11 protein-coding genes are annotated in these 12,137 nt (G+C 61.0%); 6 read left to right on the top strand and 5 right to left on the bottom strand.

The window, feature by feature from the left end; genetic code table 11:
- Positions 1-447 precede the first annotated feature (447 nt).
- Complete coding sequence (locus B5T_RS21025; protein ID WP_014996543.1) at positions 448-1,827, bottom strand: hypothetical protein; 1,380 nt, start codon at positions 1,825-1,827, stop codon at positions 448-450.
- A gap of 834 nt (positions 1,828-2,661) precedes the next feature.
- On the opposite strand from B5T_RS21025, the gene B5T_RS21020 reads away from it, so the two are divergent.
- The 4 genes from B5T_RS21020 (at position 2,662) to B5T_RS21005 (ending at position 7,317) form a co-directional block, all read left to right on the top strand.
- Positions 2,662-4,275: a class I adenylate-forming enzyme family protein gene (locus B5T_RS21020; protein ID WP_014996542.1), complete on the top strand. Its 1,614-nt coding sequence runs from the start codon at positions 2,662-2,664 to the stop codon at positions 4,273-4,275.
- A 94-nt stretch (positions 4,276-4,369) separates the two neighbouring features.
- The gene (gene dctP / locus B5T_RS21015) at positions 4,370-5,449 is read left to right on the top strand and encodes a TRAP transporter substrate-binding protein DctP (protein ID WP_014996541.1); all 1,080 of its coding nucleotides are present in this window, start codon (positions 4,370-4,372) and stop codon (positions 5,447-5,449) included.
- Between the two features lie 9 nt (positions 5,450-5,458).
- Positions 5,459-6,769 (top strand): TRAP transporter large permease, encoded by a 1,311-nt coding sequence (locus B5T_RS21010; protein ID WP_014996540.1) that lies wholly within the window; start codon positions 5,459-5,461, stop codon positions 6,767-6,769.
- 23 nt (positions 6,770-6,792) lie between these two features.
- Positions 6,793-7,317 carry a TRAP transporter small permease gene (locus tag B5T_RS21005; protein WP_014996539.1) on the top strand — a complete coding sequence of 175 codons (525 nt, stop codon included), beginning with the start codon at positions 6,793-6,795 and terminating at the stop codon, positions 7,315-7,317.
- A gap of 45 nt (positions 7,318-7,362) precedes the next feature.
- Here the strand turns inward: B5T_RS21005 and B5T_RS21000 are convergent, their stop codons facing one another.
- Positions 7,363-7,995, bottom strand: coding sequence for a LysE family translocator (locus B5T_RS21000; RefSeq protein ID WP_014996538.1), 633 nt, complete (start codon positions 7,993-7,995; stop codon positions 7,363-7,365).
- 135 nt (positions 7,996-8,130) lie between these two features.
- Between B5T_RS21000 and B5T_RS20995 the strand changes: the two genes are divergently transcribed.
- Positions 8,131-8,622 carry an Lrp/AsnC family transcriptional regulator gene (locus B5T_RS20995; RefSeq protein ID WP_014996537.1) on the top strand — a complete coding sequence of 164 codons (492 nt, stop codon included), beginning with the start codon at positions 8,131-8,133 and terminating at the stop codon, positions 8,620-8,622.
- A 29-nt stretch (positions 8,623-8,651) separates the two neighbouring features.
- Here B5T_RS20995 and B5T_RS20990 read toward each other — a convergent pair whose 3' ends face one another.
- Genes B5T_RS20990 through B5T_RS20980 form a run of 3 tightly spaced genes read right to left on the bottom strand, consistent with a single transcriptional unit; the run spans position 8,652 to position 11,086 of the window.
- Positions 8,652-9,338: a nitroreductase gene (locus tag B5T_RS20990; RefSeq protein ID WP_014996536.1), complete on the bottom strand. Its 687-nt coding sequence runs from the start codon at positions 9,336-9,338 to the stop codon at positions 8,652-8,654.
- Between the two features lie 13 nt (positions 9,339-9,351).
- Positions 9,352-10,233 carry a crotonase/enoyl-CoA hydratase family protein gene (locus B5T_RS20985; RefSeq protein WP_014996535.1) on the bottom strand — a complete coding sequence of 294 codons (882 nt, stop codon included), beginning with the start codon at positions 10,231-10,233 and terminating at the stop codon, positions 9,352-9,354.
- A gap of 49 nt (positions 10,234-10,282) precedes the next feature.
- Complete coding sequence (locus tag B5T_RS20980; protein ID WP_014996534.1) at positions 10,283-11,086, bottom strand: SDR family oxidoreductase; 804 nt, start codon at positions 11,084-11,086, stop codon at positions 10,283-10,285.
- Positions 11,087-11,250: 164 nt separating this feature from the next.
- Between B5T_RS20980 and B5T_RS20975 the strand changes: the two genes are divergently transcribed.
- Entirely contained in the window at positions 11,251-12,018 is a 768-nt protein-coding gene (locus B5T_RS20975) for an enoyl-CoA hydratase/isomerase family protein (RefSeq protein WP_014996533.1), read from the top strand.
- Positions 12,019-12,137: the final 119 nt, after the last annotated feature.

Below are 12,137 nucleotides of genomic sequence, written 5' to 3'. Positions count from 1 at the left end.
ACTGCTGGGAATGTTTCTAATCTTAAATAGAGATAGAAAGGCTGAGTTACGGGTTAATAAAATCATTATTTAAAGTGTGGGACGGTTGTTCTATTAATACAAAAATGAAAAGGGAAAATGTGAAAATATATAAACCTGGTTGAATTAAATAATCATGGCGTGATGAAGGGTGTTTCGAGAGCGGTCAGGAATGGAAATGTTGGCTCTTCCCGGCGAGGACGAATCGTGTGCTGACAGCGGGGCATTCCCCGTGGAAAGCGGCTGAGAGGTGTGGGGATCGGCGCGGAGGCGTGTGCTGATGTCCTGAGGCGGCAGAGATGGGCGGTAGCCGGAAGAGCCTCCGTGGTTATCGTCGGCGGGGCAATATCAGCGTGGACGGGGAGCGGACAAAAGAAAAGGGGCGGCTTGAGCCGCCCCTTTCCGGAGGGTTACTGATTCAGAAAACAATCAGAAGTTCACGGTCATGTTCAGGCTGGCGGCTTTCACGTCGTCGTCGGCGAAGGTGTTCATCCCCGCCAGAGAGCCAACCAGGCCGTTGCCGGCCAGCAAGCCAGCCTTGTTTTTTTCCAGCATGCCCACGGACAACCAGGTGCGCAGCGCCTTGTTGACCTGATAGGCGAACTGCAGATCGTAGACCATGCTGTCGTCGTCCACGGTGCCGGTATCCACGGACAATTGGCCCACGGCGCCGGTAACAGCGAACTTGTCGGTGACATTCCAGGTCAGCTTACCGATCACCAGATCCTCGTCCATGTCCTTGAGGCCCAGAGTCCGGCCCATGGTGTACATGCTGTTGGCACTCTGGGTGGCGTCCGGATTGTTGTTGATCAGGCTGGAATAGGTATCGAAGCCGGGAGCAATCAGACCGCCATCGCGGGACAGGACGTATTGGACGCCCCAGCCAACGGCACCGACATCGCCCTCAAGGCGCAGATAGCCGGACGGAGACTGATCGGTGAAGTATTGATCGTCCGCAGCGGTTTCGACGTTACCGTTGCTGAAGTAGTTGAAGCCCAGGGTACCCTTCACGGCATCGCCGAGACCGCCTGTCACATAACCGGAAAACAGGGTCACGTTGTTGAGTGCGTAGGGATTTGCGCCGCCGCCCGGATGCGGGGTGACCCCGTCGTAGTTGTTCATCCACTGCACGTAGAGCAGCCCGGCATTCCAGCTATCGCTCAGTTTGCCAGTGACACCCAGCAGAGCCATGTCGCCGTTGTCCTGGTTGGCGAATGGGGTGGTATCGGAGCGGCGGTCGTAACCCAGCACCATGGAGGTGGTTTTGTTCAGGGGCTGGATCATCAGGAGCCGGTCACGGCGGTCGTCACAGACCAGGAAGCAGTTGTTGTAGCTGGTGGCCTGACGGCCCACGCGGAAGATGGTGTGGCCCACCGGAATCTGCACATAGCCGAGATCCAGGCGAACATTGTCGCCGCGGCTGCCGGTATTGAACCCTTGTGAGTTGGCGGTGTTATAGCCGCGGTTATCACCGGTCCAGCGGTCGCCAGCCAGTTCCACGCTGGTGTAGACGGAGATGCCGGTGTCTTCATCCAGGAAGTTGGCTTTGACGCGGATCAAATGGCCGAAACCGGTATCCGTTTCGGAAGTGCCGGCGGCACCGGTATCGAAGGCATCGGAGCTGGCCGCGAAGGCGGTAGCACGATATTCCATGCCGAAATCGGTTTTCAGCGCCATGGCCGGAGCCGACATCAGGGTGCCGAGGCCGATGGCCGAGCCGATAGCGGCGGCTTTGATGCTGGTACGGAGTTGGGAACGGGCAGGAGTAGCCTGACCCCCTTCGTGATTGCTGGTCCACTTAAGTGCCATTGTTATTCGTCCTGTGTTCTTCGAAGTTTATTGATAGAAGGGGCCGCTGTTTTGAATTATGCCCCTATGCCTCCCTTCGCCCTTCCGAAGGTAGTTTCTCCCGAGAGAGGACCTCCATCCCGGAGGCACCCTAGAAGACGTGCAAGTATACCCGTTTCGCGGGCCTTAATGGGGAACGGGCGTACTCCCTGTCGACGTTATGGTTGTCTCTGTGACCGAATGGTAACAATCGTCGGTTTCGACGAAATGCCTGGAGCGCCCGAAGCCCCTTGTCTTCGCGCTTTTCCCCCGCGCGTGAAGAAGGGCGATATACCGATGGTAAGCACCTTTCAAGGGCTTCGCGAACCCCTCCTTAAGTCGTATGACCATGTGAATAATTCTTTTAAAACAATGGGTTGCATGCGGAAGTCGATGAGCTGAAATGTTTTTCGCCATTTGTCGGCGGTGCCGGCCTTTGCCGCGAGCGGGTGTTCACTACCTGGATGCGTTCATGGGAAAAGTGAAATGAGAAGAGGAGGGGGCGACGAAAATAATTTCCAAATATGTCATTCGGGAGTGAAATCGATCGCAAATTGAGCAGTAATGAGCTCCTCTAACATATTAGACGGAATAAAAAATCGTCCATACCGATAGGAATTATTTCAAAATGAGACAAAGAGTTTGGTGGGTAAGCGCACACACTTTAAGAAGACCTCCGGAAAGAGGATAGATTCCCCGCCCAATGGGCAAATCGTCGCTTCGGACGACGAGTCTTCCCGGGCCACCCCCTAACAATGGAATGAGAAGAACAACATGGAGCCGGCAGTTCGGGAGAGATCTATATGGGTGACCTGTATGGGTGATAAGGCCCCCTTCGCTGTTCGCCATGAGTATCACTTTGGCGATCGCCTGGTGCGTTGCTACGCCGCCAGACCGGCCAACCTGTTGGCCTCCTTTCGTCGCGCCGTGAGTCGGGCGCCGGACAATGAGTGCCTGGTTTGTGATGGCCAGCGGCTGACCTACCGGGAGGCCAACCGGCGCATGCAACATATCGCGGCTCAGTTGGCGCGGCGCGGTGTGGCGGCCGGTGACCGGATCGCCTTGCTGATGGCCAACCGCAACGAGTTCGTGCTGGCGCTGCTGGGGGCGCTGCGGCTCGGTGCCATCGTGGTGCCGGTCAATATCCGCGAATCCAAATCCGGGCTGGCCTATATCCTTTATCACTGCCAGGCCAAGGTGCTGATTCATGACGATGTTCAGGGCGATAAAGTCAGCGGTCGGGAAACCTTGCCGGCGCTGGCGTTCCGCTTCGCGGTGGGTGGCGAGGTCGCCGGCGCCGAACCGTTCGAGGCCCTGCTGAAGGAAGGCGCCCCGCGCCTGCCTCTGCCCACCCCTCAGGAGGATGATACCGCCATCCTGCTGTACACCTCGGGCACCACCGGACGCCCCAAGGGGGTGCGCCTGACCCACCTGAATCTGCTGCACAGCCTGCTGCACTTTGAGCAGTCCATGGCGCTGGGTGAAAACGAGCGCTCGTTGCTGGTGGTGCCGGCAAGTCATGTCACCGGTGTGGTGGCGGTGATTCTGACCCTGTTCCATGTGGGCGGCTGCGTGGTGATTCAGCGGGAATTCGATGCCCAGCGCTTCCTGGCTCTGGCCGATCGGGAGCGGATCACGCACACGGTGATGGTGCCCGCCATGTATAACCTTTGCCTGCTGCGGGCGGACTTTGATCACTATGACCTGTCCGCCTGGCGTCTCGGCGGTTTCGGCGGCGCGCCCATGCCGGAAGCCACCATCGAGCGATTGGCGGAACGGTTGCCGAACCTGCAACTGGTCAACGCCTACGGGGCCACCGAGACCTGTTCACCGGCGACCATCCTGCCGTTGGGTGAGGCCGCCCGGCACGCCGATAGTGTCGGCCGGGTGGTCACCTGCGGTGATATCAAGGTGATGGACTCCAATGGTCGCGAACGGCCACCGGGCGAGGCCGGCGAGTTGTGGATCGCCGGCCCCATGGTGACGCCGGGATATTGGAACAACGCGGAGGCGGACCGTGCCGAATTTGCCGGCGGCTACTGGCGTTCCGGGGACATCGGCTCGGTGGACGAAAACGGTTACGTGCGTGTGCTGGACCGCAAGAAGGACATGATCAACCGTGCCGGCTACAACATTTACAGCGCCGAACTGGAAGGGTTGCTGCAGGGACTCGACGGCGTGATCGAGTGTGCCGCGGTGGCCCGGCCTGATCCGGTGCTGGGAGAGAAAATCCAACTGTTCGTGGTCCGCGACGACCCGGGGATCAGCGCCGCCCGTCTCAAGGCCTACTGCGCCGAACATCTGGCCGATTACAAAATCCCTGATTTCATCGATTTTCTTGAAGAGCCGCTGCCTCGCAACGCCAATGGCAAGGTGTTGAAGGCGCGGTTGCGGCTCCGTATCAGCGAAACTCAAACAGCGTCCGGCTAGGTCGCGGCGGTTCACCGCAACCGCCGCGGGATGGTTCCTGCGCTCCCAACATCAGCACGGATAAGCCGGTTGCGTTGCCGGGGAGGACATCTTTATGCGCATGGTACGTTTGCTTCTGGTTATGACACTCACGGTGATGGCGGCGGTGTCCGCCGCCGCGCCTTTGAGGATTTCCGCGGGCATGGGGCAGCAGCATTTCTGGGTCGGGCAGCACATGGACCCGTTCGTGGACGCCATGGAAAAGGAAACGGACCTTTCCTTCGTGCGTTTCTACTCCGGCTCCCTGGTGACACCGGGGCGGGAATGGGATGCGCTGAAGACCGGCACCATTTCCGTGGCCGCGCCGCTGCTGGCACCCTACCACGAAGGCAGTTTCCCGCTGTCCGACGTGACCCAGCTGCCAACACTGAGTACCACTTCGGTGATGGTCACCAAGGCGCTTCAGACACTGATGGACTCCGACCAGGAACTGGCCGACGGCAAGACTTTTTACCAGTATGAATTGGGCAGCAAGGGGTTGCGCGGCTGGCCGCTGGGAGCCACTTCCGCTTATTCGTTATCCACCATAGGCAGGGTGCTGGATTCTCCGGACGACCTGGAAGGCGCGCCGATCCGCGCCGGCTCCGCGCTGCACACCATACTGCTGCAGGAACTGGGCGCGACGCCGGTGACCATGACCAGCGCCGACTCCTATGAAGCGTTGTCCCGCAAGACGGTGATTGGCACCATCCTGTCGGTGGCGGATTGGCCATCGTACTCGTTCGAGGACCTGCTCAAGTACTCCATCACCGGCATTTCCATGGGGCACTGGGAAAGCTACCTGGCGGTCACCGATGAGACCTGGAACGGGTTGACTGAACAACAGCGCGCCACCTGGGACCGGGTGGCCCGTCAGGTAGCCCTGGATAACGCCGCTCATATTGACCAGCAGGAAGAGGCGGTGCGGGCCAGGACCCAGAAGGCGGGCGCCACCTTCGTGGAACTGAACGAGCTGTCCGACGACATGGCCGGGCATTTGCAGGATGCCGCCAGCCGTACCTGGATTCGCTGGATCGAACAGATGGAGGAGGCCGGGCATCCGGGCAAGGCCACCGCGCGCCTGTGGGCGGAGTTGATTGAGGAGCAGGGCGGGACCATTCCGCCGAGTGCCGCGGACTACCTCGAACAGGACTGAGCCGGCGCCATGTCGAATACGCAGATTATCTGGATGGTGCTGGCCTGGTTCGCCGCTTTCCTGGTGCTCGGCCAGAACGTGGCCACGGTGCTGTTTGGCGCCGGCATGTTGGGCATCGTGCTGGTGGTCGGTGTGGACGTGCTCGGTGGGATTCTTGGTTCCGATACGTTCTACACCGCGTCGATTTACTCCCTGTCCATCGTGCCGCTGTATCTGTTGATGGCGCAGCTGTTGTTGCGTGGCGGCGTGATACGGGACCTGTTCGCCGTGGGGCACCGGTTGTCCGGTTATCGGCGCTTCCCATTGGGGGTGGCGACCATCGTCACTGGCTCGTTGCTGGGCGCGGTGTCGGGTTCCGGCGCCGCCAGCTCCGCCTCCCTGGCATCACTGGCGTCGCCGGAGCTGGAAAAACTGGGTTACACCCGGCGCTTCTCGTTGAGCCTGTCGGCGGTGGCCGGCTCTCTGTCGGCGATCATTCCGCCGAGTCTGATCATGATCATCTATGGTTCGCTGGCATCGGTGCCCATCGGCCATCTGTTCATCGGCGCGATCGGGCCGGGGCTGCTGTGTATCGCGATCTATATCGTCTGCCTGCGCTTGTTTGGTGAATTGCGCGAGGGCGCGGTGGACGGTCAGGCGCCGGAACAAGCCCCGCCCTCCGGGGAGGCCCGTCGCAGCATGACCGCCTTTCTGTTCGTGGTGGCGCTGATGTTGATCGTGTTTGGCGGCATCTACGGTGGTGTGGTCACGGTGGCGGAGGCCGGCGCCCTCGGCGCCTTCACTGCCATGGCCGGCATGATGCTGATGAGGCGGGTCAATCTGCGCGGATTGTTCGAGGCGTTGGCGGAGTCGGTGAAGGTCACCGCCACGCTGATGATGTTGGTGCTCGGTGCCAAGATTTTCGCCCGCTTCCTGACCTTTTCCCGTTTGCCCAATGAGCTGCTGTCGCTGATGGAACCGATACTGGGACACCCCAATGTGGTGGCGGCGATTCTGATGGCGGTGTTCTTCCTCGGCGGCATGTTTCTGGAATCGGCGGCGGTGATCGTGTTGCTGGTACCGATCATCCTGCCGCTGCTGCAAAGCGCCGGAATCGACCTGCTGTGGTTCGGGGTGATGGCCTCCCTGATGATCGCACTGGGACTGCTCACGCCACCGGTGGGGCTGGCCACTTTCGCCGCCGCCAGCGCCGGCAACTATCCGGTGGCGCGGGTGTTTCGTTCCGCCAGTCTGTTCGCACTGGTGGCCGGTGTGGTGCTGACCGTTCTGCTGATCAGCTATCCCGCTCTGATTACCTGGCTGCCGGAGCAAATTCGCTGAGCCGCGAGAGAGGAGGAGTCGCCATGGCGTTTTGGAAAGCCATTGATCGATTGGAGGGCGGACTGGCCTCGGTGGGCGCGGGACTCTGTCTGTTCCTGATCATGATGATCACGGTAATCGGGGTGCTGGGCCGCTATCTGTTGGGAATGGACCTGATTCCCGGTGGCTACAATATGATCGAGCGTATGCTGTTCCCTTTGTTGGTGTTCTGGGCAGTGCCGCTGGGGCATCGGCAGGGCACCTTTCCCCGCTTCGATATTCTGGCCGACAGGATGTCGCCGGGATGGGCGCGAGCGGTGGCGGTGTTGGTGCTGACCGTGGAGATCGTGATCTTTGCCGTATTGCTCTGGTACCTGTGGCGGTTTGCCTGGGATGCCGCGCAAAGCGCTCGGCAGATGCAGATCGGTACCCGGCTGTGGCCGGTATGGCCGGTGATGTTGATGATGCCGCTGGCGTTCGCGCTGATGCTGCTGGAGATGCTGCGGCTGTGGTGGGAGGCACTGGCCGGCCGCCAAGCCGGAAACGGTGATGTTCAGGAAAGTGGATAGACGGTCTCGCCAGCTTCGGGGCGGGTCCGCCGATCCACAATGTGTTCAGAATGGACGACTCATCGCCAGGCGCAGGGCGAATCCGATCAACAACGTAGCGAACAGGCTCCGTTGCAGCCGCTGTGCCCAGGGGCGATGTTGCATCCACAGGCCAAGCGCGCGGCCGCCGACGATGTAGAGCAGGTCAAACAGTACGCCCAGGCCCACCAGAATAGTGCCCAGCAATAGAAACTGAGAGGCCACCGAACCGTTGCCGATGTCGATGAACTGGGGCAGCAACACGGAGCAGAACAGCAGCGATTTGGGATTGGTGAAATTGGTCAGCAGGCCGCGCCAGGCCGCCGAACGATAGGCTCGGGGCGGGCTGCCCAGCGCCACCGCCGAATCCTCCAGCGACCAGGATGAGGAACGGCCGATCCTGACGCCGAGCCAGACCAGATAGAGCACCCCGATCCAGCGGACCAGCTCGAATACCCAAGGTGAGGTTTTCAGCAACGCGGCCAGACCGGCGGCTGCCATGACCACATGCGCCCCACGGGCCACCGCCAGCCCCGCCGCTGTTGCCAGGCCCTGGGCGCGCCCCCTGACACTGGCGGTCTCCAGCACCAGAACCAGGTCCGGACCGGGTACCAGATAGGCCACCACCAGGGCGCCAATGAAGGTTTCAAGATGAGCCATGCCAGCGGGGTTCCGATTGCCTTTCCATAGCGCTAAAGAGTACGGTTTGGATCGGTGGGCCGGATTGCGTTTTGGCGGGTGATAACGTCATATATTGGCATTTAATGCCAATGATGAGCCTGAAAGGATCCATTTATGCCAGAAGTGGAATTGGACAATCTGGACCGGCGGATTCTGGCCGCGTTGCAGCGGGACGGCAGATTGAGCAACGTTCAGCTGTCCGAGGAAGTGGGGCTTTCGCCGTCACCCTGCCTGCGCCGGGTTCGTCTGCTGGAGCAAAGCGGGATCATTCGCGGCTATCACGCCGAGCTTGATCGCGGCGGAGTGGGTTTGGGGTTGACGGTTTTCGTCGGTATCAAAGTAGGGCAGCACGATGATGAGGTGGACAGCGCCTTCCGCGATGCCGTGGCGGATCTGCCGGAGGTGGTATCCTGTTATCTGCTTTCCGGAGAGTCGGACTTTCTGCTGCAAGTGGTCGTGCCGGACTTGCCCGCCTATGAGCGGTTTTTGCGTGGCACTTTACTGAAACTTCCCGGTATCACGGATATCCGCAGTAACTTCGCCATCTCCACGGTCAAGCGGGAAACCGGGTTGTCGCTGGCGCATCTGCCAGGGGCGGCGGGATGATGGGAAGGAGGGGCGTGGGCCCCTCCTGATCAGAAGCCGTGGAATTCCGCGATCTCATCCAGTGGCGCCCGTTTGGCGCGCAGCTGATTCACTTCCGCGTTCTCCTCCCGATAACCAATGGACATGCCGGTGAACAGCATCCACTCGTCCGGCGCCTGAAGGAATTCGCCCAGGGTTTGCGGGTACAGCGACCAGCACTCCTGCGGGCAACTGTCCAGACCGGCCTCGCGCAGCAGCAGCATCACCGATTGCAGATACATGCCCAGATCCGACCATTGCGGCGGCCCCATGGTGCGGTGCACATAGCAAAACAGAGCCACCGGCGCACCGAAGAACTGGAAGTTGTTGGCGAACCAGCGTAACCGTGCCGCCTTGTCGTCGCGGGGAATGCCGAGCAGGCCATACATGTCCTCGCCGACCTGAAAACGCCGGTCCCGGTAGGGGGCGATCAGGTTCGGGGGATAGACGTCGTACTCCCTGTTTTCCCCGCCGGGCGAGTCTTGCAGGCGCTCACGCATGATCGCCTTGAACTGGTCCAGGCGCTCGCCCCCCACCACATAAAGATGCCAGGGTTGCAGATTGCCTCCGGACGGGGCCCGGCTGGCTTTTTCCAGAATGGCGCGCAACAGGGCGCCGTCCACCGGACGATCCTGAAAAGCGCGGATCGAGCGCCGGGATTCCAGCGCCTCACTGACGGTCTTGGCGGCATCGGTCATCGGGCCTCCCTCCTTAAATGGCCTTAAACGGCGGTTCGCTCTGCCATTCGAAGCAGTCCGGCATGTCGGTGGAGACGCGGTCGGGGAACTGCGCCGGGCGTTTCTCCAGGAACGAATTGACCCCTTCGCGCACGTCGTTGGAACCGCCCCGGGATTTCATCGTCGCGCTGTCCAGGCGGTGGGCTTCCATGGGGTGGGAAGCACCGGCCATGCGCCAGATCATTTGCCGCATGGCGGCGATGGAGACGGCGGAGGTCTGGTCGGCGAACTCGCGAGCCAGTTTTACCGCCTCGTCGTACAGTTCGTCAGCGGGATGCACGGAACGTACGAGGCCACGTTCCTTGGCCTCCTGAGCGTTGAAAACCCGGCCGGTGAAGCACCATTCCAGCGCCGAGGAAATACCCACCACCCGGCTCAGGAACCAGGAAGACGCCGCCTCGTTGACGATGCCTCGTTTGGAGAAGACAAAGCCAAAACGGGCGTTTTCGGCGGCGAGCCGCACGTCCATGGGCAGTTGCATGGTAATCCTGACCCCCACCGCGGCGCCGTTAACGGCGGCGATCACCGGCTTGAGACTGCGGTAGATGCGCAGGGCCACCTGGCCACCGCCGTCACGGTGAGCGTCGTCCGGGTTGGCGCCTTCGCCGCCGCGTTTCTTGTAGTCGAAGGTGTCGCCGCCGGAGGCCAGATCCGCGCCGGCGCAAAAGGCGCGGCCTTTGCCGGTGACGATCACCGCGCGCACCTCGTCAGTGGCGTCGGTGAAATCAAAGGCGGCGATCAGCTCGTCCTTCATCTCCCGGGTGAAGGCGTTCATGCGGTCCGGGCGATTGAGATAAAGGGTGGCGATACCGTCGTCGACGGTCAGTTCCAGAGTTTGAAAGGAAGGAATGTCCATGGTGACTCCCGAGTACTCAATAAAAAAATAAGAAATAAAGAAAAGACGGTCAGCCCGCGATCATCGCGGAAGCGCCGCCGTCCACCAGCAAAAACTGGCCGGTAGTGTGCTTGCCGGCGTCCGAAGCAAACAACAGTGCCACGCCTTTGAGCCCTTCCTCGTCACCGATCTGGTTGAGGGGAACCCGCCGTGCCAGGCCTTCGTCGCCGTGCCGCTCACTAAGGTAGCGGGACATCTTGCTCGGGAACACCCCCGGGCCGATGGCATTGACGGTAATATTGTAAGCACCCCATTCCGCCGCCAGCGCCCGGGTGAAGGTGACCACCGCGCCTTTGCTGGTGCTGTAGCCCACCGCCTGCATCAGATCGCGGTTGCCGCCGAGGGCGGCATTGGAGGCAATATTGACGATGCGGCCGTAACGGCGCGGGATCATGCTCAGACGGCCGATTTCCCGGGTCAGCAGGAACAGGTTGCGCACGTTTAGGGTCATCACCTTGTCCCAGCCGTCCATGGGGTAGTCCTCCGCCGGGGCGCCCCAGGTAGCGCCGGCATTGTTGACCAGGATGTCCACCTGGCCGAGTTCCTTGACCGCCTGTTCCGCCAGGTTCAGCACATGCGCCTCTTGGGAAAGATCAGCCGGCAACAGCAGCACTTCGACGCCGCGTTGGCGCAGATGCTCGGCGGCTTCCTCCAGTTCCTTCACCTTGCGGGCACTGATCGCCACGCGGGCCCCGGCTTCGCCCAGTGCCTCCGCCATCTGCAGGCCGAGACCGCGCGAACCGCCGGTGACCAGGGCGGTTTTGCCGGTGAGATCGAAAAGGGCTTGGACGGTACGTACGGGCTGTTCGCTCATGACTGGGCCTCCGCTGCTCTGCTGTGCATGGGAGATACAGATTCACGACCCGGGTGAAAAGCGGCAATCGTCGATTAGGACGAATCGTCTTTTCGGACGACGCCCGTCAAGGGGGTTCCCACCGATCATGCGGAGCCACCTCATTTGGCCTGTAAGGAGTCACCATGACCAGCGAAGCGCTTGTCGATTATCGGGTGAACGGGGCCGTGGCGATGGTCAAGATGAACCGCCCGGACGCCCTTAACGCCTTCAATATCCCTCTGCGCGAAGCCCTGTTGGCCGCTCTCAACGAGGCGGAACAGGACGACCGCGTCAAAGTGGTGGTGCTCGGTTCCACCGGCCGCGCCTTTTCCGCTGGCGCCGATTTGATGGAGTCGCCGGAGAACAAGCCGAGTGTGATTGAGACCCTGCTGGACGGCTATCGGCCGTTACTGGAGAAAATCTCCACCATGCCATTGCCGATCATCGGCATGACGCCCGGTGTTGCCGCCGGCGTCGGCGCGGCGGTGCTGATGGCCTGCGATCTGGTGCTGATGGCGGAGGAAGCCCGGATTTACATGGCTTTCAGCCACATCGGGCTGGTCCCTGACGGCGGTGCCACCTGGTTCCTCTATCAGCATCTGGGCTATCAGCGTGCTTTCCAACTGATCGTCGAGGGCGGCAGTCTGGATTCACAGCGTTGCCTGGCGCTGGGTATTGCCAACCAGGTTCTGCCGGTGGACCAACTGGAAGAGCGGGCATTGGAATGGGGCGGCCAACTGGCGCAACGCTCCCCGCTGGCCACCGCCGAAGCCAAGCGATTGCTGCGCGCGGCGGCCACCAGCAGCTACGCGGAAACCTACCAGCAGGAAGCGGTGGCGCAACACCGTTGCATCGCCAGCCCGGAATCGAAAGCCGCGGTGGAAGCCTTTAAAGCGAAGTCGAAGAAATAAGGGTTACTAAGCAAATCGTCTGATTCGACGACGTTAATCCGGCTGGCGGGTTCCTAGAATTTTTACGCAACGTTAAAAATTGCTCCCGGCAATTTTTTAAGCTTTCCGCCGCCGGAGCC

The sequence above is a fragment of the Alloalcanivorax dieselolei B5 genome (genome assembly GCF_000300005.1).
GTDB lineage: Bacteria > Pseudomonadota > Gammaproteobacteria > Pseudomonadales > Alcanivoracaceae > Alloalcanivorax > Alloalcanivorax dieselolei.
This window is presented reverse-complemented; position numbering and strand designations above follow the sequence as displayed.

Bases quoted from the DNA above. Each gene is read 5' to 3' on its own strand.
- B5T_RS21025 (WP_014996543.1), bottom strand. From the start codon at position 1,827: ATGGCACTTAAGTGGACCAGCAATCACGAAGGGGGTCAGGCTACTCCT.
- B5T_RS21020 (WP_014996542.1), top strand. From the start codon at position 2,662: ATGGGTGATAAGGCCCCCTTCGCTGTTCGCCATGAGTATCACTTTGGC.
- dctP (WP_014996541.1), top strand. From the start codon at position 4,370: ATGCGCATGGTACGTTTGCTTCTGGTTATGACACTCACGGTGATGGCG.
- B5T_RS21010 (WP_014996540.1), top strand. From the start codon at position 5,459: ATGTCGAATACGCAGATTATCTGGATGGTGCTGGCCTGGTTCGCCGCT.
- B5T_RS21005 (WP_014996539.1), top strand. From the start codon at position 6,793: ATGGCGTTTTGGAAAGCCATTGATCGATTGGAGGGCGGACTGGCCTCG.
- B5T_RS21000 (WP_014996538.1), bottom strand. From the start codon at position 7,995: ATGGCTCATCTTGAAACCTTCATTGGCGCCCTGGTGGTGGCCTATCTG.
- B5T_RS20995 (WP_014996537.1), top strand. From the start codon at position 8,131: ATGCCAGAAGTGGAATTGGACAATCTGGACCGGCGGATTCTGGCCGCG.
- B5T_RS20990 (WP_014996536.1), bottom strand. From the start codon at position 9,338: ATGACCGATGCCGCCAAGACCGTCAGTGAGGCGCTGGAATCCCGGCGC.
- B5T_RS20985 (WP_014996535.1), bottom strand. From the start codon at position 10,233: ATGGACATTCCTTCCTTTCAAACTCTGGAACTGACCGTCGACGACGGT.
- B5T_RS20980 (WP_014996534.1), bottom strand. From the start codon at position 11,086: ATGAGCGAACAGCCCGTACGTACCGTCCAAGCCCTTTTCGATCTCACC.
- B5T_RS20975 (WP_014996533.1), top strand. From the start codon at position 11,251: ATGACCAGCGAAGCGCTTGTCGATTATCGGGTGAACGGGGCCGTGGCG.